Annotated in this window: 27 protein-coding genes; 8 read left to right on the top strand and 19 right to left on the bottom strand. The window is 37.2% G+C overall.

The window, feature by feature from the left end:
* Positions 1-202 precede the first annotated feature (202 nt).
* Positions 203-919: a hypothetical protein gene (locus tag MKY06_RS10160; RefSeq protein WP_013056684.1), complete on the bottom strand. Its 717-nt coding sequence runs from the start codon at positions 917-919 to the stop codon at positions 203-205.
* 103 nt (positions 920-1,022) lie between these two features.
* Here MKY06_RS10160 and MKY06_RS10155 point away from each other — a divergent pair, with 103 nt between their 5' ends.
* On the top strand, positions 1,023-1,268 hold the full coding sequence (locus MKY06_RS10155; RefSeq protein ID WP_289913878.1) for a hypothetical protein: 246 nt from the start codon (positions 1,023-1,025) through the stop codon (positions 1,266-1,268).
* Between the two features lie 10 nt (positions 1,269-1,278).
* On the opposite strand, the gene MKY06_RS10150 is transcribed toward MKY06_RS10155, so the two are convergent.
* From MKY06_RS10150 to MKY06_RS10130, 5 genes are all read right to left on the bottom strand, one after another.
* The gene (locus MKY06_RS10150; RefSeq protein ID WP_029321332.1) at positions 1,279-1,476 is read right to left on the bottom strand and encodes a hypothetical protein; all 198 of its coding nucleotides are present in this window, start codon (positions 1,474-1,476) and stop codon (positions 1,279-1,281) included.
* Positions 1,477-1,821: 345 nt separating this feature from the next.
* The gene (locus tag MKY06_RS10145) at positions 1,822-2,073 is read right to left on the bottom strand and encodes a hypothetical protein (RefSeq protein WP_034275938.1); all 252 of its coding nucleotides are present in this window, start codon (positions 2,071-2,073) and stop codon (positions 1,822-1,824) included.
* A gap of 21 nt (positions 2,074-2,094) precedes the next feature.
* The gene (locus tag MKY06_RS10140; RefSeq protein ID WP_029321328.1) at positions 2,095-2,337 is read right to left on the bottom strand and encodes a hypothetical protein; all 243 of its coding nucleotides are present in this window, start codon (positions 2,335-2,337) and stop codon (positions 2,095-2,097) included.
* A 312-nt stretch (positions 2,338-2,649) separates the two neighbouring features.
* The gene (locus MKY06_RS10135) at positions 2,650-2,838 is read right to left on the bottom strand and encodes a hypothetical protein (protein WP_013056683.1); all 189 of its coding nucleotides are present in this window, start codon (positions 2,836-2,838) and stop codon (positions 2,650-2,652) included.
* 84 nt (positions 2,839-2,922) lie between these two features.
* Entirely contained in the window at positions 2,923-3,333 is a 411-nt protein-coding gene (locus tag MKY06_RS10130) for a hypothetical protein (RefSeq protein WP_029321326.1), read from the bottom strand.
* 160 nt (positions 3,334-3,493) lie between these two features.
* On the opposite strand from MKY06_RS10130, the gene MKY06_RS10125 reads away from it, so the two are divergent.
* Together MKY06_RS10125 and MKY06_RS10120 are read left to right on the top strand one after the other, a co-directional pair.
* Positions 3,494-4,225, top strand: coding sequence for a polysaccharide deacetylase family protein (locus MKY06_RS10125; RefSeq protein ID WP_014460482.1), 732 nt, complete (start codon positions 3,494-3,496; stop codon positions 4,223-4,225).
* Between the two features lie 466 nt (positions 4,226-4,691).
* Positions 4,692-4,856, top strand: coding sequence for a hypothetical protein (locus tag MKY06_RS10120; protein WP_013056680.1), 165 nt, complete (start codon positions 4,692-4,694; stop codon positions 4,854-4,856).
* Positions 4,857-4,979: 123 nt separating this feature from the next.
* Here MKY06_RS10120 and MKY06_RS10115 read toward each other — a convergent pair whose 3' ends face one another.
* Complete coding sequence (locus MKY06_RS10115; RefSeq protein WP_057273031.1) at positions 4,980-5,675, bottom strand: peptidoglycan-binding protein; 696 nt, start codon at positions 5,673-5,675, stop codon at positions 4,980-4,982.
* A gap of 132 nt (positions 5,676-5,807) precedes the next feature.
* Complete coding sequence (locus MKY06_RS10110; RefSeq protein ID WP_098287429.1) at positions 5,808-6,557, bottom strand: Cof-type HAD-IIB family hydrolase; 750 nt, start codon at positions 6,555-6,557, stop codon at positions 5,808-5,810.
* A 245-nt stretch (positions 6,558-6,802) separates the two neighbouring features.
* Here MKY06_RS10110 and MKY06_RS10105 point away from each other — a divergent pair, with 245 nt between their 5' ends.
* Positions 6,803-7,645 carry a sulfurtransferase gene (locus tag MKY06_RS10105; protein ID WP_289913855.1) on the top strand — a complete coding sequence of 281 codons (843 nt, stop codon included), beginning with the start codon at positions 6,803-6,805 and terminating at the stop codon, positions 7,643-7,645.
* Between the two features lie 75 nt (positions 7,646-7,720).
* Here MKY06_RS10105 and MKY06_RS10100 read toward each other — a convergent pair whose 3' ends face one another.
* The 4 genes from MKY06_RS10100 to MKY06_RS10085 form a co-directional block, all read right to left on the bottom strand.
* Positions 7,721-8,365 (bottom strand): FusB/FusC family EF-G-binding protein, encoded by a 645-nt coding sequence (locus tag MKY06_RS10100; protein ID WP_098287427.1) that lies wholly within the window; start codon positions 8,363-8,365, stop codon positions 7,721-7,723.
* Positions 8,366-8,500: 135 nt separating this feature from the next.
* On the bottom strand, positions 8,501-8,770 hold the full coding sequence (locus tag MKY06_RS10095) for a CD3324 family protein (protein WP_013056675.1): 270 nt from the start codon (positions 8,768-8,770) through the stop codon (positions 8,501-8,503).
* 375 nt (positions 8,771-9,145) lie between these two features.
* Positions 9,146-9,274 (bottom strand): YuzL family protein, encoded by a 129-nt coding sequence (locus tag MKY06_RS10090; RefSeq protein ID WP_013056674.1) that lies wholly within the window; start codon positions 9,272-9,274, stop codon positions 9,146-9,148.
* Between the two features lie 65 nt (positions 9,275-9,339).
* Complete coding sequence (locus tag MKY06_RS10085) at positions 9,340-10,020, bottom strand: class I SAM-dependent methyltransferase (RefSeq protein ID WP_340960643.1); 681 nt, start codon at positions 10,018-10,020, stop codon at positions 9,340-9,342.
* 104 nt (positions 10,021-10,124) lie between these two features.
* Here MKY06_RS10085 and MKY06_RS10080 point away from each other — a divergent pair, with 104 nt between their 5' ends.
* Positions 10,125-10,349, top strand: a complete 225-nt coding sequence (locus MKY06_RS10080; protein WP_013056672.1) for a DUF3892 domain-containing protein — start codon at positions 10,125-10,127, stop codon at positions 10,347-10,349.
* A gap of 12 nt (positions 10,350-10,361) precedes the next feature.
* Positions 10,362-10,508, top strand: a complete 147-nt coding sequence (locus MKY06_RS10075) for a hypothetical protein (protein ID WP_013056671.1) — start codon at positions 10,362-10,364, stop codon at positions 10,506-10,508.
* 304 nt (positions 10,509-10,812) lie between these two features.
* Here the strand turns inward: MKY06_RS10075 and MKY06_RS10070 are convergent, their stop codons facing one another.
* The 3 genes from MKY06_RS10070 to MKY06_RS10060 all read right to left on the bottom strand — a co-directional run bounded on the left by MKY06_RS10070 (position 10,813) and on the right by MKY06_RS10060 (position 13,921).
* A complete protein-coding gene (locus MKY06_RS10070; RefSeq protein WP_029321308.1) occupies positions 10,813-11,688 on the bottom strand; it encodes a helix-turn-helix domain-containing protein in 876 nt (291 codons plus the stop codon).
* Positions 11,689-12,083: 395 nt separating this feature from the next.
* Entirely contained in the window at positions 12,084-13,175 is a 1,092-nt protein-coding gene (ribD, locus tag MKY06_RS10065) for a bifunctional diaminohydroxyphosphoribosylaminopyrimidine deaminase/5-amino-6-(5-phosphoribosylamino)uracil reductase RibD (protein ID WP_098278118.1), read from the bottom strand.
* Complete coding sequence (locus MKY06_RS10060) at positions 13,172-13,921, bottom strand: GTP cyclohydrolase II (RefSeq protein WP_028408822.1); 750 nt, start codon at positions 13,919-13,921, stop codon at positions 13,172-13,174. Before MKY06_RS10060 ends, ribD begins: the two co-directional genes overlap by 4 nt.
* 356 nt (positions 13,922-14,277) lie before the next feature.
* Between MKY06_RS10060 and MKY06_RS10055 the strand changes: the two genes are divergently transcribed.
* Positions 14,278-14,601, top strand: a complete 324-nt coding sequence (locus MKY06_RS10055; RefSeq protein ID WP_014460492.1) for a winged helix-turn-helix transcriptional regulator — start codon at positions 14,278-14,280, stop codon at positions 14,599-14,601.
* 118 nt (positions 14,602-14,719) lie between these two features.
* On the opposite strand, the gene MKY06_RS10050 is transcribed toward MKY06_RS10055, so the two are convergent.
* Positions 14,720-15,928, bottom strand: coding sequence for an MFS transporter (locus MKY06_RS10050; RefSeq protein WP_050690042.1), 1,209 nt, complete (start codon positions 15,926-15,928; stop codon positions 14,720-14,722).
* 335 nt (positions 15,929-16,263) lie between these two features.
* Complete coding sequence (locus MKY06_RS10045) at positions 16,264-17,319, bottom strand: tartrate dehydrogenase (protein ID WP_098278119.1); 1,056 nt, start codon at positions 17,317-17,319, stop codon at positions 16,264-16,266.
* 207 nt (positions 17,320-17,526) lie between these two features.
* Between MKY06_RS10045 and MKY06_RS10040 the strand changes: the two genes are divergently transcribed.
* Positions 17,527-18,195, top strand: coding sequence for a GntR family transcriptional regulator (locus MKY06_RS10040; RefSeq protein WP_098278120.1), 669 nt, complete (start codon positions 17,527-17,529; stop codon positions 18,193-18,195).
* 145 nt (positions 18,196-18,340) lie between these two features.
* Here MKY06_RS10040 and zwf read toward each other — a convergent pair whose 3' ends face one another.
* Positions 18,341-19,840 carry a glucose-6-phosphate dehydrogenase gene (gene zwf / locus MKY06_RS10035; RefSeq protein ID WP_172738355.1) on the bottom strand — a complete coding sequence of 500 codons (1,500 nt, stop codon included), beginning with the start codon at positions 19,838-19,840 and terminating at the stop codon, positions 18,341-18,343.
* Between the two features lie 126 nt (positions 19,841-19,966).
* Positions 19,967-20,878, bottom strand: a complete 912-nt coding sequence (locus tag MKY06_RS10030) for an AEC family transporter (RefSeq protein ID WP_013056661.1) — start codon at positions 20,876-20,878, stop codon at positions 19,967-19,969.
* Positions 20,879-21,031: the final 153 nt, after the last annotated feature.

The raw sequence follows: 21,031 nt of genomic DNA, 5'->3' as shown, positions 1-21,031 counted from the left end.
GTCCCAGTGTTCAATTAAATTACGCATGCTCTTTTTTATGTTAAAACTGCAGCAAATGAGAAATAAAATAGAAAACCTGCTGCTCGTTTAGAGAAGCAGGTTTTCTATTACTAATTCTTCTTTATTCCGCAATTAAAGCTTTCTTTCAGAAATTCAGCATCAACAACACTGCTTTTGAGATCCAACATTCACATACTATTGCTCATTCCCCCTTTTCATCTTCATTTAGTTTTGTTTCATCCATTTCCTTTTTTTGTTCTTCTATCATTGTGTCCAGCCATTGGGGCGGCTTACCGTCTTGGCTTTCATTGTATACTTCTGATATATCTTTTTCTTCCAAAGAGGATAAGATGTCCTGAATGTCATTTTGGTTGCCTAAAATATTGCCAAATCCTTGACTCACTTTTTTATGACTTCTGAAGTTTGTCGGAAAATTATTGCCAAAATTCACAGCTGAAGCATCTTCAATTGTGCCAATGTGGATGTCACCTATGCTAAAAGCTGATTCTAGAGCTTGATCAGGCTCCCCCATTTCTTCCGTATGGGTTAGTGTATAAGGGACACTTCTTTCATTAATTTTAACTGATATTTCAGAAGGACCCTTTTCTTTATTATTCTGACTACCCGATTTTCGACTGACATCAGATTCATTTGTTGTTTTTTTACCTTTCTTTCCCGGCGCTTGATATTGATTCGTTTGCGAAGGAAAAGTATTACCAATATTCAAAGTTCCACTAAGTTCCTTTACATCAATGTGCTCTAAATAATAAGACAGTTCGTCCAAGTTTAGTGTTTGAACGTTCTTTATATCTAAATGAAAAGAATGGACCGTTTTTTTTGAAAGTTCATTCATGTTTTTTTCTAAATCTGTAAGCCTTTTTTCAATGTTTTGGAGTATATTCAGCACCTTTTCATCCATAGAGTTTGACCCCTTATTTGATTTAACACTTTTAGCCCATCTACAACATATAATAGTGTATTAGATGACTTCTATTAATGTCTCATATGTATCGGGAGGAATTATGAAAATACATCTTCGTTCTCCTCAGATCGTTTTTGATGATCTCACCGTAAATGCGGTTAAAAACAACGCAGGAGTTTTTATAGGGAAAAATGTTCAGCAAAATTGGAAAACTACGATCAGCAGCAGTAATTCAGGTTTTGGTACAATTTTGGGAGATGATAATCAACTATCCAATAACACACATCTTGTTCTTGGTGAAGATGATGTAAATGATTCTTTTGAACAGGTCAGAAAGGAGGATTGACTCTACGTTTTTATTCATCATTCTTTTTAGGGATTTTCGCAATGGTGGTATTATTTAAAATTTTATTAGAATTACCAACTACTTTTCCGAAACCATCAGAAATTCGACTTTTATGATTCCACTTATATTGAATATTAACGCCGTAAAATAGGCCTGAACTATTTTGAATTTTGTTTACTTTAATCGAATGATAGTGAATATTAGCCATAGACAACACCTCACAGACAGAAGTTTGCTTCATCTGATTCAATATAAAACTGAAAATACATTATCTTATGTTTAAATTCTTATCTATTTACCTCAAATTGAATGTCTCTTTAACCATTTGAGCTTTTACGTCTTTTCTATGATACTTACTCCGTTTACGATAAAAGTATTCCTGTCATTACCTTTTAGTCTATGTTAATAGCTGCGATTACACCCTAAAATAAGCTAGCAAAAAACCATCTGTATAAAAGATGGTTTAACTCTATTACTAATCTATTCTCGCCACTCTAACAGAATAATTAATAGAGTGCTTAAACGGGTATTTGCGGAACCCGTTTTTCCTCATTTAACTTTGTGTAACAGGGGCGTTGTTGACATCTATATTTTCAGAAAAATAGGAATCAACGACGTCATTATCGTTAATGATATTTACAATTTGAGAGGCAAAGTTGTTATAGCCGATTATTTCACCAAACCCCGTATTACTTTTCCAATTTACTTGCCAATCTGATTGAGTATTTTCCCCTGTGAAAATACCAGAATTAGTAGAAATATACGTAACATTAAGATTAGTAAATTTTATAATCAACTTTTTCAACTTCTTTCGTCTTCTGTTTTCCTAGAACTGAGAAACTGGTTGAGGATTAATATTTTCCGGCTGGGTAATTGGCGTGTCACAAACATCCTGATCATTAATGATATTCGTACTGCCCAATATAGCTGAATTTACAGCAAATCCGTTTCCTAAGTTAAATTTACCTTGGGAATTCCAATCTGGCTGGCTATTTTGTCCCGAAGCAATTACTGAATTGGAAACCATGCTCACCACATTTATTTGGTTAAAAATGACGGAAACAGGCATTACTCCATTCCTCCGTTTTTTTAAAATTTTAATGTAGTATATGCGTTCTTTTAAAGGATGGTTCAATCGATTTTCTGCAGTTACAAATGTTAGTCATTTCTACAGCCACTAATTTTAAATGTTCTTCTCATAAGCCGTTTTGCACTACCCCTAATTAGCAAGCGTGAAATGGGGAATTTCTCGATTATCTTGGCTAAAAAAAGTATTTAGTCATCGTTTCTTTTTTGTACACAGCTATGTTTTTCTCTTTAATTCGCATTTAGAACATAGTTTTACTAAAAAATAAAACACAATCTTTTAAGAGATTGTGTTTTATAGCTCTTTAATATATTCAATGACAGAGTCTGGAAATTCATTTCGACTTCCGCAATTTCCACAGTAAAATCCGCTATATTCGTCTGTCGCAACGTACTGTCTTAAAAGAAACAATGTTAACCTGTTTGGGAGACCGCATTCTGTGCAAAACGCCAAGTACTTGCTGCGCTGTCTGTTTGCTGACATACGTTTCATCCTTTCGATTAACTATAGAAAGCGTTTTCTTATTTATATGGAGCTTTCTTATCAGTTTATGACAGCAATTACGGCCTATCTCCAATTATTGTCGCGGCGAGAAGAGCGAAAAAAGCGCAGAATTAAATTAATGACAAGCACAATAGCCAAAATATTAATTAATAACCCAAAAATCCCGCCCAGTGCCCCCATATGACCAAGCAAACCTCCAAATAAAAGTCCTGCTAGCCCTCCATACAGAAGTCCACGGGCGAATCCCCCGCGGTTTGAACGAGTAACGCCTCGATTTACCGTTCCATTTCTGCGGTTTGAAAAATTAGACCTTGGCTCATTTTGTCTAACGCTCGGCTGTCTATTAAACGAACGCTTTCCCGAACGATACGACCTTGCACTTGCGTTATAGTCATCGTGATAGGAAATATATTCAGCTAAGGGAGATAAACTTAGCGAAAAGATTAATGCTACAGCGATCAGTATTTTTTTCATCTGTTTTTTCCTTTCTTGACCTAATAGTAACTGTTTATTATAGTGCGCTGTTTCATGCATATCATACGTTTTGGAACAAAAGGGCAATTCAGCTTCATACAAATTTTTTAATCGGGTATCATAACGTTATACTTTGTCCTAGAAAGGAGCGTGCATGTACATGATACGAAGAATTAGTATACTGCTTCTCACACTGTGCTTCTTATTTAATGGAGCCCTTCCTGCACTATGTAAAGCGGAACAAGTAAAAAATATAGCTGTGCGTGACCGTTTGCTTTATCAAGGTAATAACCACCTAAAGCAAACCGCCCTAACATTTGATGACGGACCGGATCCGCGCTTTACTCCACATGTATTGGATCAATTGAAAAAGCATGGTATTAAAGCAACCTTTTTTCTTATTGGGGCAAAAGCTCACGAACATCCTGAGCTGGTGAAAAGAATGGTAGCTGAAGGTCATGCTGTTGGGATTCATACCTATTGGCACCCCAATTTACTAAAAGAATCGACTGAAAAGTTTCACTGGGAAATTGCCAAAACTCAGGCTATTATTAAAAACATTACCGGTTTTGAAACACAGCTGTTTCGTCCTCCATATGGAAATTTAACGCAAGAAATGATCAGCGAGCTGCCAAATGAAAATGTCTATGCGATTAACTGGTCTTCTGATTCATTAGACTGGAAGCAAATCCCAGAAGCAGAAATCACCAAGAATGTATTTAAGAACATGCATGCCGGAACAATTGTTTTGATGCACGACGGAGGCCATTGGACCATGGACCTTTCCAACACCGCAAAGTCGCTGGATACCATCATTCCTAGACTTAAACAAGAAGGATATCATTTTGTGACCGTCCCAGAACTTTTGCACATCCCTTATCCAAAAAATTAAGCTCCAACGAGTTTCTGATTTAGAAACTCGTTGGAGCTTTACGATTTCCCTTAATAGAAAGTAAATATGCCCCTCCTACAAAAAGAGCGTGTCAAAAGATCTAATTCAAATCCATCTTAAAACTCAAACATATGCCTTATTTCTTCAAAACGTTATCATACTAAAGATACAAAATGAGGCATTCTTTTTTTGTTCCATCGCTCTACAATAGAGGGAATTTACGGATAACCTCTAAAATAGGTTTTAAGTTGCATGATTAGGAGTAAATATTATACTATAACTACTCTCATATTTTTAGACAAGCTGCATATAGATAAAATGAGAGAGTCGAACGCATTCCACATATCCCTAAATTTCTTCTTCTCACAAAAAAATTGACGAACTTTTTTTGTCAACAGGTGCGTATAGATATGATAGAATTCCTATATAATGACCTGGATTCATTTCTAAACAAGGAGTTTTGACTATGATTAATGAACAAGAGACGTTGTTATTTATTAAAGAACTTGGCCGCTTGTTGAAAGACTATCAAAACTGTTCAAACGCCTCTGTAAAAAGTGAAATATATAAAGATATCGTGTTGTTGAGCAATGTTATCCAGTTAGATCACGTGAACGTTTCTTACGCTTAGAAAATCCTTTTTATTTCTTTATAAATTTCAGTTTTTCTACTATAACTACAGAAAAGGAAGAAAAGAGACGATTTCCATCCATCTCTTTTCTTCCTTTTCTCGTTCTCATATTTTTATGGTTATTTAGAACATAGTTTTATTAAAATTGCTATAGAGTTTTTCGAGTGTCTTCGGTCCAACTATTCCATCTACCTGCAGATAAAGTGCTTGTTGAAAAGCTTTTACCGCTTTGAGAGTGGAAGACCCGAATATACCGTCTGCTCCTCCAGAAAGAGAATAACCTAAGTGAATAAGCATACGTTGAATTAACTGTACATGATTTCCTCGATCTCCGTATTCAATTAGCACTCTTGAAGCCTTTTCCGTCTGTTTCTCAGGTTTTTTTCCACTTCGAAGCTCCGACAAAGATAAACCGAATGTATATTGAAAATGAGGGTAATCTTTTAAGCTTGTCCAATCTCCTCCCCATTCCAACCCGATCCTTTTTCCTATCTCTCCCGCTTTGTTCCATCTTCGATCAATGGTCCAGTCAACTTCTCCGTTGTCATCAAGCAGCGCAATATCAAAAGCTAGTCCATAATTATGATAAGAATAGCCGCCTTTAGCATTAGTCACGATACTTCCTGGTGTTGTTCGGCCTTTTGAATATAGTTTATGCTGCTGCTCTATCGATCTAAATCCTTCAGTTATCACAACAAATATGCTTTCTTTATATGCTTGCCTAATGAGCTCGTACGATTTTTCTTGCACTATTTCATGTACATTCTGCAACTTATTTTCTGCTTTTTTTAACAGCTTGTCTAATGATAAACCGCTCATACTCCCCACTCCTTAACTAGATGGCTTCTCCTTATATATACGTATAAGACGAACTCAAAGGGAGGCATCCAGTATCAGTTTATGCGGGAAGTAGTTAAATGGTGCAACAGTGCCTGCTGTGTAGAGCTGCTGTTATTTCAGCACCCAGTGGCTGATAGCCTTCGCTACTCCGTTATTGACATTTGTATCTGTCACCCAGTCCGCTGCTTCTTTTACAGCTTCCTGAGCATTTCCCATGGCGATTCCACAACCTGCCGCTTCAATCATAGCCATATCATTTAAGCTGTCTCCCATTGCAATGACTTCATCCATTGAAATGCCCAAACGTTCACATACCGTCATAATCCCTTTTGCTTTGTTAATACCAAGTGCATTAATTTCTAGATTCGTTAAACTAGAGTTGCTGATTTCAAAATCTGAAATGCCTGCTATTTGTTTCAGCACTTCTTCTCGTAAAGCATCATCTGGAATATCGTAGCCAAACTTCAGCCATTCCTGTGAAGCAATATCTTCTGGAAATTCATCTCTCCATACTTTATCCGTAGTCACAGCCCAAAAGTTAAGCTTATGCTCTTGCGTTAAATTCCACATCTTCTCGATGGAAGAAGCATCAATTAACTTTCGTTCTACAAGCTGTCCAGATTCATCCCAGATTTCGCTTCCGTTTACTGTAATAAGGTAAGAAGATAGCTCAAGAGATTGCGCGTATTCACGGCATGTTAAAAGAGAGCGTCCCGTACTTAATACCACATGAACACCTTGTTCTTGAGCTTTAGCAATGGCCTCACGATTTTCTTTAGAAATTTCCTGCTGATTGTTCAGCAGCGTTCCATCCATATCTAGTGCGATCAGTTTAAATTCTTTTTTTTCATTTGTTGGCATCTTTCTCTCTCCTTCTTATGAATAGTAGATATAACATTACGCTGAACATTTGGCTTACACTATGTAACTCTTACTACAACTGTAGCACAGGAGCATTTCCCTCTGCATCAGATAAGTGCTGAAATGGTCAATTATTCTACGGGGAATAATTGAAGGAAAATAAAATAGCTTTGCCGTAATTTATATTTAACGCTTTTTATTTTTATTTATTTCAACTAGAATGTTGGTAAAAGGATGTGAATATTATGAATACTATTATTTCACCACGCGAATTACATACTGCATTGCAACAACCCCAACAATCCATTATTTTGCTTGACTGCCGATTTATCCTTGGAAAGCCTGAGGCAGGCTCAGATGCTTATCAAAATGAGCACCTCCCGGATGCTCATTATTTGGATTTAGAAAAAGATTTGTCCTCTGTGGCTACTTCCCACGGAGGCAGACACCCGCTGCCCGATGTTCAAAAGCTAGCTCAAAAGCTCGGCAGCTTAGGAATTAATGCGGATTCCAGAGTCGTCGTTTATGATGAACAAAATGGGATGATGGCTTCAAGAGCATGGTGGCTACTGCGATATATAGGAATTGAATACGTACAAATTTTAAATGGAGGTTTTACTAACTGGAAACAATCGGGATATGAAACAACTAAGAGCGTTCCAGCAGCTTCTCCTCAAACTTTTGTACCTTTCGTTCAACAAGATTGGGGACTTGCAGGAGTTGAATACGTAAAAGAGAATCTTCATAACCCTAATGTTGTTTTTGTCGACTCTCGTGAAAAAAAGAGATATCTCGGCTTAGAAGAACCCATTGATTTTGTAGCAGGACATATTCCAGGCGCCATTCATTCTTTTTGGCAAGATGTGTTAACTTCAGAAGGTTTATGGAAAACAGATAAAGAGTGGAAGGAGATGTTTTCTGCTATTGATTCTCACGCTGAAATCATTGTATACTGCGGATCGGGTGTATCTGCTTGCCCTAACGTTTTAGCTTTAAAATCAGCAGGTTTTCCAAATGTAAAATTATATGCCGGCAGCTGGAGCGATTGGATTAGCTATCGTGACAATCCAATCGAGAAAAACAGATAGACAAAGAAGGCTCAGTCTCACCAAAAGTATAGGGACTGAACCTTCTTTTTTTGTATTCTTCTTATTAGCCGCATGTTATTTGCTGAGCCTTAACATAAAATCATGAAGCCGCTCTAAGGTAAGCAAATTTTGATTACATGCTTCGCTATCTTGACAAATATAATTTCCTCGTTGTGTAAATGTCCCTTGAACAGTTCCTTTGATTTCAGCAGTGAACATACCGACTTCCTCGTAGCTGTGGCAAAGCGTGCATATTCCTTTCTGATTTATAGGCTTAAACGTTCCTTGAATACCTTTTAACTTCTGGGTATACGGCTCCTGCGCTACGATAAACTTTCTGTTTGAGCCTTTATCGATCCAGCTAACATAGGAAATGCTCGTTAGATCAACGCTATCAGCAGAAGGGACTTTTAACTTTTTCACTTTTGGAAACAACTTTTTCACGCCAGCTTCTGTAAAAGATTTAAATGGAATCACGCAAGGCTTTATCGTTTCTAAAAACACCTCTGCTTGCTCCTTATTTCTAACTTCAGCAACTGACAGCAGTAATTCTTCCTGTTCCTCGCTAAGAACATCAAACACATTTAATACTTTTTCTTTTGCAAGAGCTTTTAAAGCCTGCAGCACATCAGAATTGTTTACTGTTCCATGCCCATTGATAAGGATTTGCGTTTGGCTTTTGATAAAGTTATATTGATCATTTCTTATAAACGCTTCCACGTTCTTCACTCCTTCTTCATTTAATCAGCTACTTTTTACTTTACCGTACAGATTCCTTTTATGAAATGTAAAAAATAAATCAGAAATAAACTATACCTAAAAAAACGCGGGCATTCAGTTGCCAGCGCTTGATTTCTACCGTTGCTTTTTATATACAATTTTTTTGATGGTTTCGGTTGATAAAAAGTATTCACGGGCTAGTTCCTCAATAGAAGTTCCTTTTTCAAAGAAATTCTTAATCCGTTCGTTTCGCTCGTCAATCAACTTTCTTCCACCAGAGCAAGTTCCCCATTTTCTTTTTGCCTTCTGCGGCTTTGGAATATAAATGGTTTCTCCTTGAATATATTTTTGAATTTCACTAATCAGCTCTTCAGGTAAAACATTTGTTGCTTTTACATACGTCATTTCTGCCAGCTCCTTATGTGGTTTTGCTCATACAATAAGGGGCAAAGCCGTATATATTAGAAATGAGATATGCGCGGTTAGGCGATGTCTATTACTAAACCGTCCACCCCATGCAAAGTATCGCCTTTCTAATATCAGGCTTTGCATGAGACGCTGCAGTATCCGGTAAACATCTTTTATTTACCATTTATTACACCTCCACTTTACATCGACTGTAAACCAAACTTGTATAAAATTACAATTATTGGCTCAGATTTTATTATAAGCTATCTATAATCTTGCACACAACACCTTCTTACTTATAAAGATGACACCAAAAATAAAACGAACTTGCAGTGAGCTCGTTGTTCTCCCTGCAAGTTCGTTTTATTTTTGTTATGAACGCTTCTGCTTTTTGTTAGCTGAACTGCTTTGAACACCTTGTTCAGAAGTGGTCGTCCCTTGTCCTTCTACATTTGGTGAACCTAGCTCTGATTTTGAGCGGTCTTTTTTAATTTTACTCATGTCACTCACCTCCAGTTTGTAGTGTACCCTTTGTACAGCTACATATAAGGAGAGGTGTGCTGTTTTTATTGTTTCTTGAGCATAAATAGCCATAGAAACGTTAAAGCTTGCTTTAATTCATTTGGGAGCTGTCCAATCAGCTTATCAGTAACATTTCGCTTATATACACCTTCGCCATCGATTACTTCCCATCCATTTTCTTTTGCAAGCTGTTCAAACTCCCACGGCATCATCGTATTGCAAATGACGTGTTCACCATATAATCGTCGAAAGCTATTGGTACGAGGCTGAGCAGTTGGTCCAAGAATACCTACGCATGCATATCCTCCTGGTTTTACAACTCGGTACAATTCCTTCACAGCTAATCGAGGATGCTCGGTCCATTCTAGGGCGTTGATTACCATAACCCCTTCTACTGATTCAGAAGAAAGCGGCAGCGTCATAATATCAGCTTGAGCGAACGACAAATTTTCACTTTTATGCAGCTGGGATGCTTTTTGAATCATTTCTTCCGATAAATCAAGACCGATTGCTTTATATCGAGAAGCAGCTAGAAGAGACGTTCCAAACCCATCACCGCAGCCCACGTCTGCCACCATACCACCTGATTTAAGATGTTTTTGAATAAATGGAATCACTGTTTTCCGACTTCCGTTTTTCCACATTTCTTCACTTCGGCTATTCCAAAATGATACTTTTTGGTTCCACTCGTCTTGAGCTTGATCATGCCAATTAAATGTTGTCATTTTTTATCCCCTTTGTACTCTTTTCTTTACCTTATCACTTTTTGCAATGAATAAAAACGACTATTTCAGCAACCATATAGATGTAAAGGAAGGTGTTTATTTGTATGAAAGAACGTTTCGTTGCAGTACGTAAAAATGCAGACGGTGACCTCTTAGAATTCCAAACAGCTTCAGGAGACGTTTTAACCTATGAAGAAGCATTAAAGAAAGTAGAAGCAGGGGACGTTGAGCATGTGAGTACCTTTGTAGGGAAAGATGGCGGTACGTATATTCGCAGCATTCCTGATCATGACAAAACAAATAATCTCGATGCATTGCCATCGTTTTAAAGGAGAATGAAGATGACTAAAAAGAATAACAAAGGAAGCGCTAATCAAAGTAATCCAAAAACGCAGCACCATCTTGTAGAAATGGGTGAAGAAATTTCAAGCGGGGATAATTCAAAAGGAAACAAACGCAACAAAGATCAGTCAAGTAAAACACAATAAAAAAAGCCGTGCTTCTTAGCACGGCTTTTTCTTATTAATGTTGGCTAGGAAGACCTAATGTTGAAAAATCTCCTGTTGCTACGCTTGTTCCAACTGACGCAACACCTGCTACTAATGTAAACGCTAATGCCATACCGACTAATACTTTTTTCATAATTATTTCCTCCTCTTTCTTTGATTTGACTCTAGTGTATCACAGGATAAAAGTAGATGAATTCCTTTCTATCAGCATTTATCCCCTTAAAACCACGGATTTCCTCCATTTTGATAGAAATTTCTCAAAAATTATAATGATAGGAATATTTTAAACAAATAGAGCTTCAAGTTCTTTTTCTACTAGCTTGACGAATCGCTCATTTCGTTGCAGGGTGAAAATGGTCATAGACTTTTCCATATATTCTTTACCTTGTTCAATTTTACCTAATTTGATTAAGCTCTCTCCTGCTTGGTAATGAAGTTCTCCAAATAAATACATTGATTCATTACTAATGCACAAATCAATTCCTCGGTTGCTATATATTAATGATTCATCATAGTTACTCATATCTCCAAGCGTTTTGGCAAGTGCATTTAAAATTCTAATTTTTATATTTTCGTCTTTTGTTTGGGGCAGCTCATTTAAGCTTTTGAGTGCTGTTTGATATGTATCTAGAGCCTGTTCATACTCTTTCTCTTCATAAAGAATAATCCCAATGCTATTTAAAATTTCAATTTCTCTTTCCTTATAAAACGTTGCCGATTGCTTAGTAAGATCGATCGCTTGGTACATTTTAGACAGCGCATCTTCTTTGTTGTGATGAATATAATACACGCAAATACCTTCGTGCCACATTAAAAATTGCTTGTTCAGCGGGTTTTGAAACAGGGGACTTTCTTTTTCTTTTACAATGATATTATGAATAGCATCATAATCTCTCTGACGAATATATTGACGAATTAACGATTGAACCGCATCTACGTAATCAAGTCGAGGTGATTCTACACTATCAAAAAAGTAGTTAACATCTACGCCAAGGCGCTTAGAAATTTTATAGAGGGTAATACTTGATGGATATTCTTCACCGTTTTCAATTTTGCTGATTTGCGCTTGTGTACAAATGTCTCTTGATAATTCTTGTTGTGTCAACCCTGCCATTTTGCGAAGGTCTCTCATAACACTCCCAATTCTATACTCTCTCATCTCTTTTCTCACCCTTACTTTCACATAATATATTCTCTCTATAAACATATAGTGATTTTATTTAGATAGTCAACTGTAAACTCGTTAAAAATTTATACAATGTTTCGAAATTGACCATTCCCTATAATAGCAAATTAATCTATAATAGTAAAATAGTGTATTATTTCTCTTCTCTAAAAAATCCTGCAAAAAAATAATATTGAGACATAACGAAATCAATCCAGTCTACAGACAAACAAATAGGATGAATAAGCTAATATAGATCACTTGTTACACCGCTAAAAGCACCTGCATACATGAAACCTATGTTCACCATAACAGCAAAAAATCCGAACGATTTATCGTTCGGATCTTCCTTCACCTAACATATTTTTGTTCCATCCTCATTCACATTTTTATTTATAAACAGGATATCCAACAAATTTAAAGTCTTTGCCGATTGACGTCACAGAAAGACGCTCCACGTCCACTGCGTCCCACATTTTCTCTACGCCTTTTCCTTCTAGGAAAGTAGGAGCTTCTTTTCCTCCTGAAAGCTTTGGAGCCATATACAGCACCAATTTATCAATTAAACGATTCTCTAAGAATGCGGCATTCACTTCGCCCCCTCCTTCAATTAAAAGAGACGACACAAATTTCTCACCTAGTATAGAAAGCATATCTTCAAGATTTACTTTGTCCTCACCGCTTGTAACAAATACTTCGACGCCTTGCTTTTCGAGCTGTTCTTTTTTTTCTTTTGAATAGCCCTGACTTGTAAATACCCACGTTGGAGCTAAAGAATCTGTTGCTAGCTTAGATTCAAGCGGCATGCGCAGCTTTGAATCCATCACAATACGAATTGGACTGCGGCCGCCTTCAATGCGAGTTGTCAGCTCGGGGTTGTCCTTAATGACCGTGTTCACCCCTACTAAGATACCCGCTGTTTCATGACGCAGCTGATGTACATCCAAACGAGCTTCCTCAGACGTAATCCACTTGCTGTGAGAAGAAGCAGTTGCTATTTTACCGTCTAACGTAATCGCTGACTTTAATGAAACAAACGGCTTCTTCGTTACAATATACTTATTGAAGACCTCATTCATTTGACGTGACTCTTCTTCACATACACCTGTTATGACCTCAATGCCTGCGTTTTCTAAAATTTTAACTCCATTACCTGCTACTAAAGGATTGGGGTCTAAAGTTGCTATGACCACTTTTTTTACACCGGCTTCAACTAGCGCTTCAGCACAAGGACCTGTACGTCCGTGGTGTGAACAAGGCTCTAGCGTTACGTAAGCAGTCGCTCCTTTTGCTTGTTCGACAGCCATTCGCAGCGCATGAATTTCAGCGTGCGGCTCTCCCGCTTTTAAATGCGTACCGATTCCAACGATTCGATTATCGTTTACAATGACAGATCCTACAAGCGGATTTGGATCTGTTTGTCCTTTTGTTGCTTTTGCGTTTTGTAAAGCTATATTCATATAAAATTCGTGATTGATCAAAGAAGAACCTCCTCTTTTAAGTGTCCTGAACGTTTAACTTTGGTGTCTAGATACTTTTCATTAAACTGAGATACATCTCCCCAAAGTGGAACGCGCCCGGATAAAAGTGCGCCGTTTTTCTCAAGCGCGATTAGCTTTTTCGGATTATTTGTAATCAGCGTAACAGGTTTTTGACGCAGCACTTTTAACACGCTGATGGCATCACTATAGCTGCGAGTATCATCTTCAAATCCTAACCCTTCATTCGCCTCTACCGTATCAAATCCGTTTTCTTGAAGAACGTATGCCATTGCTTTGCTGAATAGGCCAATGCCGCGTCCTTCATGATTTGCTAAATAAAATAGCGCTCCGCTTCCATTTTCGACGATCATTTTCATAGATTGTTTTAATTGAAAACCGCAGTCGCAGCGTTTGCTTCCGAATATATCTCCCGTATGGCAGATACTGTGCATACGAATTAGTGCCTCATGCGATTCTTGAAAATCTCCGTACACAAGAACACTCGATTGCTGCATGTCAGCTAAATTAGCTCCTTGCATTTTTTCAATAAGCTCTTCCGTACTTAAAGATCCTTCTTTTACATTATCAGAACGCAGCCATGAATACCAACTAAATACTTGTGTCTCTCCATCTAGATTCACCGGAAGCGTGATAGGTCCTACTATATAAATAAAATGATCATCATTTTTTACTACGTTAATTTTATCTTTTAAAATTGAAACAACTTTTTCGTTAATCACAGTCATTTCCTCCTCTTATGTGTCTTTCACTTATCTACTATTTTCACATTGTGTTCAATCTCTCACATGAACAAATATTTTTTCTAGCACTTCACTACATTTATCTTTTTTAATTGATGTATCAGCTTACTAAAAGTAAGTAACTTTACTTGCTTAAAGTATTATATGACGATACATTTATCTTGTAAAGCTTTTATGTTCTTTTTGTTACTTTTAGTAATCAACTTCTTTAATTATATAAATTATATAATCAAAACATAAAAGCGTAAAGTAATTTATGTTCTTTAAGTAATTAAATTACACAACACTAGATAAAATGCTGACTTTGTTTTATAATATAGGAAGAGAATGGAGGTAATAACATGGACGGTTTAGCACTCTGCCCGCGTTTTGAAAAGGCTGTTACTATACTAACGAAACGTTGGACGAGTTTGATCATTTTTCAGCTACTTTCCGGCTCACAGCGGTTTTCTCAAATGCAAGAAGCACTTCCAGTAAGCGGAAGACTCTTATCCGAGCGCCTAAAAGAATTAGAGCATGAAGGAATCGTCATTCGTACGGTTATTCCGGAAACTCCTGTTCGAATCGAGTATTCGTTATCCGACAAAGGATTAGCACTAGCGCCGGTAATTCAGGAAATTCAGACATGGTCCAGTGAGTGGATTACAAAAGAAGAAGTGGAATAAAAGAAATCTCTAAAGAAATCAGGAGAGCTTCTATATCGATATGCTCACAGCCGTTTTCTTTAGAGCTCCATAAATAAAAAAGGCATGCTCCCCTTGAGCACGCCTTTTTTTATTTATGTTATTTTCCTAATGATTCATTTTGAGAAATAATACGCTGTTTCTGGCTTTTTCGGCCGTGCAATACAAGGTATACTGCTATAGCTAAAAGAGCAACAATGGAACAGAATACATACATTCCTTTATAACCGGCTGCTGTGGATAAAATGCCTAATAAAAAGGACCCTAAGCCCATTCCAGAATCAAAAAACACAAAAAACGTAGCTGTGGCGACACCTCGGCGATGAGGAGAAGCTTTTTTTACAGCAATGGATTGAAAACTTGATGTAATCGTTCCAAAGCCTAATCCAATCAATGCTCCAGCTAATAAAAACACCCAGCTTGTTGTCGCTTGGCTAAGCAAAAAGATACCGATAGCTAAAGATAAAATGGACGGATATACCACGCTGTTTTCTCCGTATTGATCAAACCATTTTCCAGTAAAAGGTCTAGAAGCTAATAAGCACACCGCGTAGACAACAAAGAAAAAGCTTGAAGCTTGCGTAAAGCCCATTTCTTTTGCATAAATAGACACAAACGAAATAACACTTGCATATGAAAAAGCTACCACAAGGCCAGCAACAGAAATAGGCAGCGAACGGTATTCAAAAAACGCCGCAAGACCTTTAGCTGGCTGTATTTCATTTGTTGCAGAAGAAGCTTGCACCTCAGGTACACGAAGTACTAGACTGCATAATACTGCTAAAACAGAAGATACAACCGCAACGGTAAAGACCGCTGTATGACCCAAAGTATTTGTTAACGTTAAGCCTACAAACGGACCTACTACCATCGCTAAGTTCATAAACGTCGCATAGTACCCCATCCCTTCGCCTTTCCTCTGTTCTGGAATTACATTTGCAACGATTGCTCCTGTGGCAGTTGTGCTCATTCCAAAACCAATACCATGAAGCACACGCAGCAGCAGCAGCGCAGATAATGAGTGAATGTTCATATATAAAATAGAACCAATTAAAAAGATAAAGACACCTATTAATAGTACTTTCTTTTGTCCTAATGTTGTCATCCACTTACCGGCTAGCGGTCTGAACACAATGCCGGACACTAAAAAAATTGTCACAATTAGCCCTAGGCTTTGTTTACTTGCATGAAGTTCATCCGTTGCAAACAGCGGCAATGTGACAGTTAACATATAAAAAATGACAAAAACAAAAAAGCTGGTCAATGAGACCGCTAAAAAATCTTTTGTCCATAATTTTGATTTCTGCATGATTTTCCTCCTTTTATTTGTTTGTTCGTATCTATTTATTAAAACAAACTAAATCATAGTCTAGAAATAATATGCATACGAATTATCTCAACTCAAACTATTATAGGGTTCATATATGTAAGTGTCAACATGTATTTATCGATTTTGATTTCCGTGCAAGACTTCGCTTTTCCCGCAGGAGTCTTCGCCTTGCCCTCCAATCAACCGCTAGAAAGACCTACACACATGAAACCTACGTTTACCACAAAAAAACAAACCATGAATCAAACACTTTGATCAATGGTTCGTTTTTCACTTCGTCTAATATTCTTTTGTCCTAGCCTCTTTTAGAACCTTCACTTCTTTAAATGAGAAATAATTTGATCCGTTACTTCACTAGTAGTTGCGCTGCCTCCAACATCTGGTGTAATGATGCCCGATTCCGTCACTTGTTCGATAACCTCTAATAAATGACTGCCTAATTCTTGTTCACCAAAATGATCCAACATCATTTTAGCCGTCCAAATCTGTCCGATTGGGTTTGCAATTCCTTTTCCGACAATATTAGGAGCAGACCCGTGTACCGGTTCAAACATCGAAGGATATTTTCCGTTCACATTAATATTTGCAGCAGGAGCAACGCCAATACTTCCCATAATAGCAGCTCCGATATCTGTTAAAATATCTCCAAATAAATTGCTTGCCACAATTACATCAAAACGACTTGGATTTGTAACGAAAAAAGCCGCCAGCGCATCGATGTGCTGTGAGTCTGTTTCAATATAAGGATAACTCTTTGCAACATCTTGAAACACTTCGTCCCAAAACGGCATGGAATGAACAATTCCATTTGACTTCGTTGCGCTTGTAACTTTCGCTTTTCTTTTAGAAGCTAATTCAAATGCGTAGCGCATCGCTCGTTCTGTTCCTTTTCGAGAAAAAACCGCATTTTGAATAGAAATTTGATCTTCTCCTTGATAAATCCGGCCTCCTACTTCACTGTATTCTCCTTCACTATTTTCACGAACAACAATTAAATCAAAATCTTTTGGGTTCGTTAGTGGAGATGCGATGCCTTTTAACCTTTTGGCTGGACGAATATTAATTACCTGCTGAAATTCTCGACGAATCTTAATGAGCAGACCCCATAGCGACACGTGATCTGGCACAAGATTTAAATTTCCTACGGCTCCTAAAAAAATTCCGTCAAAGTGTTGAAGCTGCTTTAGCCCATCTTCCGGCATCATCTGTCCGTACTTCAAATAATAATCACAGCTCCAAGGAAATTCTGTAAATTCAAATTTTAATCCCCCGTGAAGATCTGCAATCGTGTGAAGGACCCTAACCGCCTCCGGCACAACTTCTTTTCCTACTCCATCTCCTGGTATGTTCGCTATTTTTAACGTTTTCATCAAAAATCCCCCTGCGTCTTTTATGTAAAAAATTATCGGTCGACCGTCGACTGATATTATCTATTTGATTATACGTAAAAAGAACGCTTTTAACAAGAAAATTCTGAATATATTCATTCTCTTCAAAAATTCAAAATTATTATGACTCTTATGAACAAGCGTATTATAATTAGGAAATAAATGATTATAAATAAACGAGGTATATCAATGAACAATTTTGATTTACACAAGCCGTTACCGTACTATCTTCAATTTTATGAAAAAATTAAGCAAATGATTGTGAACGGTGAATATGAACCGGGTCAGCGAATCAATGAAACCCAGCTAGCTAAAGCATTTGGGGTCAGCCGCTCTCCCATAAGAGAAGCAATGCGTTTATTAGAAAAAGACGGCCTTTTAGTTGCAGATCAAAAAACAGGCTTTATTATTTATTCCCTATCTCCTGAAGACGTAGAAGAAATTTATCAAATTCGTACGGCTTTAGAGTCTTTAGCCATTGAGCTGTGTATTACTCGCGCTTCTGATGAAGAGCTTCTTTTCATTGAGCAGCTGTTAGACAGAACCGCTGAGGAAATAAAGCAAGGAGCCGAAGATTCTCGACTTATTGAGCTAAATGAACATTTTCATCAGCTGATTCTTGAATACAGTCATAATAAACATTTAAAAAAACAGCTCGATAGCGTAAATGTATTGATTTATTTTTGTCGGGTGCTTAATTTTAAAGGTAAAGGACGCGCTGCTGAGATTTTAGATGAGCATCAGCAAGTGTTCACCTTTATGAAAAAACGCAGTTTAAAAGCTGTTGAACATATGCAACAACATTTACATCATGATCTTGTTTATTTACAAAAACGATTGAACACCAAAAGAGATTGAGACATAACTAAATTCATTCAATCCAAAGACGAACAAATGAGATACATAAAAAAATCCGAACGATGAATCGAGATTCTCCATCAAGAATCTCAATTTATCGTTCGGATCTTTCTTCAACGAAAAAAATTTTGTCCTAACCTCTTTTTTAAATAGGCACAAACACTCCAGGTGCTTCCCCATGCTCATCGTCATCGAGCCACCACTTAAAGCCTTCTTGTTCAACTAATTTCTGGGCTTCTTTAGGGCCTTGTGAGCCGGATGGATATTCATAAAGCGGCAGCATATCAGCTTCAAATGCATCTAATACAGGCTGCACCCACTGCCAAGATAGCTCTACTTCTTTCCAATGAGCAAAAAACGTGGAGTCTCCGATTAATGCGTCGTAAATAATTCGTTCATATGCTTCCGGCACACTTTCTTCTTCTCTTGAAAACGTAATACGAACCGGCTCAATAACACCATTTTTTAATGGGTTTTTGCTGTTAAGCTGCAAAGCGACGTTTTCGCTTGGACTGATTTCGATAATAAATAAGTTTGGTGCTACTTTGTCATAAGGAGTTTCGTACAGACCCTTTAAAGAATCTTTAAATTCTACAACGATACGAGTTGATTTTTCTTTCATTCGTTTGCCCGTTCGAATATAAAAAGGAACGCCTTTCCAAAATGGATTATCAATCCATAAACGTGCTGCCACAAACGTATCATTTTTAGAGTCTGCTTCTACGCCAGGCTCTTCTTTGTATCCTCTAACAGATTTGTGATTGATTTCTCCGTTTCCGTATTGTCCTCTTACAACATCGCGAGCTACTTCTTTCGCTTGAATTTTCCTCAGTGACTCCATTACTTTTTGCTTTTCTTCTAAAATGTTTTCTGAGCAAATTCGTTTTGGAAGATGCATAGCTGTCATCATGAGAACCTGCAGCATATGATTTTGAATCATGTCGCGTATGGCCCCCGTATGATCATAATACCCTGCACGATTTTCAACACCGACTGTTTCACTTGCCGTAATTTGTACGTTCGCAATGTGTTTGTTATTCCACAGCGATTGCAGCACGGGGTTCGTAAATTCAAGCGCTTCTAAATTTTGCACCATCGGTTTACCTAAATAATGATCAATTCGATAAATTTCTTCTTCTTTAAACGTACTGCTTAGCTTTTCATTAAGCTCTCTTGCTGAAACAAGATCATGTCCAAATGGCTTTTCAATCATAAGACGCTTCCACCCGCTGGTTTGATCCAAGCCGCTTTTTTTTATATGCAGAGCAATTACATCGAAGTATTCGGGTGCTACGGACAAATAAAACAAACGATTTCCTTTACTTCCATGAGTTGTTTCTTGCTCATTCACAACCTTTAATAGCTGTTTGTAATCTTCTGTTTTGCTTGCGTCTACTGCTTGATAATGAAACAGGGACAAAAAATCTTCTTCGTTACTTTCCATTTTCCGTCTCGAAAAATCGTTTATAGATTGCTTTACACGCTCTTTAAAATCCTCATGAGACATCTGCTCGTACCCCGATCCAATAATAGAAATAGCATCAGGGAGCTTTTTGTCTGTAAATAAATTATAAAGAGCGGGAAAGATTTTTCTTTTTGCTAAATCACCCGTTGCGCCAAATAAAACAAAAGTTAAGGACTCCACTTTTTTTCCTCCCGTCAGGTTGTATGTATGATGGATTTTCTCTTCTCCTAGCTTACCTCTGTTTATTTGGGAATATCCTTTTTTTCATCAAAAAGGACGCTCACAAGTGCGAGCGTCCTCAGTTATTTACATTAAAATGTTTGTCATTCCCCACAGCAGCAAAAAACTCAGCAGAATCGTCATATTTGAAACGGTGCCGACAAATTTTTGATCGTATTTGAATTCTACTGCGTAAGGTAAAACTGACCCCGCTACTGGTAGAATGAAGCAAACTAAGATTGTATACCGGAACATATCTTCAAATGGAAGCAGGAAAAACAGCGCAATTCCTACGCCGAGTCCGATTATGTAGCGGATACTTAAAAACATAATAATTTTTTTCAAGTAGCTTTTTTGGAACGAAAAATTTAAATATACGCCTAAAAGCAAAAGAGAAAGCGGCATATTAGCTTTAGAGATAATGCCTGAAACGTCTAATACATATGATGGTAAATGAATGCCTATAATCGCAAGAAGACAAATGATTACGTAGGTAAGAAGCGGCATCGATTTTAATACTTTGTATAAAATCTTTTTAAATTCAATGTCAATATCATCTCCTGAGTAGTAGCTGCCAATCACATAGCATAAAACAAAAATAACAAAGGCATTTCCGACATCAAACATACCAAAATATTTAAGCCCTTCTTTTCCCCAAATGCCTTCTACTAACGGATAAGCAAACATTCCAATATTAAACCCTGGAATCATCATCGTCAGCATGCCTTTCACTTTTCTTTCATCTTTTCGAAAAACAAAAATTCCTACCGCAGCTAACAGCAAGCCATAGACAATTCCAATAACTAATAGTAAAATAAGCGATCCATCAATTTTAATACTGCTGAATGTGACAATAATCAAGCAAGGCATTGTAATATTAAAAATAATTCTGGCTAAAGCTTCCCCGTCTTTTTGCTGAAGGAGGTTTGTTCGTTTTAGTATGTATCCTAATAGAATGATTGTAACGGAATACAAAAACTGACTGTTAAAGCTGCTCATAGACCTACTCCCTTGCCCTCTAAGATAAACGTTTTATAGAAACGTTCTTCATATCTTTTATACTTATTTAATCGATTGTTTTACCCTGTCTTTTTTAATCCTTGTTTCATTATAATATAAGCAGCTTAAAAAGAAACTAGAGAATTGGATGCA

This window comes from Priestia sp. FSL P4-0332, assembly GCF_038005845.1.
Classification (GTDB): domain Bacteria; phylum Bacillota; class Bacilli; order Bacillales; family Bacillaceae_H; genus Priestia.
This window is presented reverse-complemented; position numbering and strand designations above follow the sequence as displayed.

Bases quoted from the DNA above. Each gene is read 5' to 3' on its own strand.
- MKY06_RS10075 (WP_013056671.1), top strand. From the start codon at position 10,362: ATGACTAAAAAGAATAACAAAGGAAGCGCTAATCAAAGTAATCCAAAA.
- MKY06_RS10070 (WP_029321308.1), bottom strand. From the start codon at position 11,688: ATGAGAGAGTATAGAATTGGGAGTGTTATGAGAGACCTTCGCAAAATG.
- MKY06_RS10050 (WP_050690042.1), bottom strand. From the start codon at position 15,928: ATGCAGAAATCAAAATTATGGACAAAAGATTTTTTAGCGGTCTCATTG.
- MKY06_RS10060 (WP_028408822.1), bottom strand. From the start codon at position 13,921: ATGACTGTGATTAACGAAAAAGTTGTTTCAATTTTAAAAGATAAAATT.
- MKY06_RS10045 (WP_098278119.1), bottom strand. From the start codon at position 17,319: ATGAAAACGTTAAAAATAGCGAACATACCAGGAGATGGAGTAGGAAAA.
- MKY06_RS10080 (WP_013056672.1), top strand. From the start codon at position 10,125: ATGAAAGAACGTTTCGTTGCAGTACGTAAAAATGCAGACGGTGACCTC.
- MKY06_RS10110 (WP_098287429.1), bottom strand. From the start codon at position 6,557: ATGCCAACAAATGAAAAAAAAGAATTTAAACTGATCGCACTAGATATG.
- MKY06_RS10130 (WP_029321326.1), bottom strand. From the start codon at position 3,333: ATGAAAAAAATACTGATCGCTGTAGCATTAATCTTTTCGCTAAGTTTA.
- MKY06_RS10155 (WP_289913878.1), top strand. From the start codon at position 1,023: ATGAAAATACATCTTCGTTCTCCTCAGATCGTTTTTGATGATCTCACC.
- MKY06_RS10040 (WP_098278120.1), top strand. From the start codon at position 17,527: ATGAACAATTTTGATTTACACAAGCCGTTACCGTACTATCTTCAATTT.
- MKY06_RS10135 (WP_013056683.1), bottom strand. From the start codon at position 2,838: ATGTCAGCAAACAGACAGCGCAGCAAGTACTTGGCGTTTTGCACAGAA.
- MKY06_RS10120 (WP_013056680.1), top strand. From the start codon at position 4,692: ATGATTAATGAACAAGAGACGTTGTTATTTATTAAAGAACTTGGCCGC.
- MKY06_RS10150 (WP_029321332.1), bottom strand. From the start codon at position 1,476: ATGGCTAATATTCACTATCATTCGATTAAAGTAAACAAAATTCAAAAT.
- MKY06_RS10085 (WP_340960643.1), bottom strand. From the start codon at position 10,020: ATGACAACATTTAATTGGCATGATCAAGCTCAAGACGAGTGGAACCAA.
- MKY06_RS10105 (WP_289913855.1), top strand. From the start codon at position 6,803: ATGAATACTATTATTTCACCACGCGAATTACATACTGCATTGCAACAA.
- MKY06_RS10030 (WP_013056661.1), bottom strand. From the start codon at position 20,878: ATGAGCAGCTTTAACAGTCAGTTTTTGTATTCCGTTACAATCATTCTA.
- MKY06_RS10140 (WP_029321328.1), bottom strand. From the start codon at position 2,337: ATGCCTGTTTCCGTCATTTTTAACCAAATAAATGTGGTGAGCATGGTT.
- MKY06_RS10160 (WP_013056684.1), bottom strand. From the start codon at position 919: ATGGATGAAAAGGTGCTGAATATACTCCAAAACATTGAAAAAAGGCTT.
- MKY06_RS10095 (WP_013056675.1), bottom strand. From the start codon at position 8,770: ATGACGTATGTAAAAGCAACAAATGTTTTACCTGAAGAGCTGATTAGT.
- MKY06_RS10125 (WP_014460482.1), top strand. From the start codon at position 3,494: ATGATACGAAGAATTAGTATACTGCTTCTCACACTGTGCTTCTTATTT.
- MKY06_RS10055 (WP_014460492.1), top strand. From the start codon at position 14,278: ATGGACGGTTTAGCACTCTGCCCGCGTTTTGAAAAGGCTGTTACTATA.
- MKY06_RS10115 (WP_057273031.1), bottom strand. From the start codon at position 5,675: ATGAGCGGTTTATCATTAGACAAGCTGTTAAAAAAAGCAGAAAATAAG.
- MKY06_RS10090 (WP_013056674.1), bottom strand. From the start codon at position 9,274: ATGAGTAAAATTAAAAAAGACCGCTCAAAATCAGAGCTAGGTTCACCA.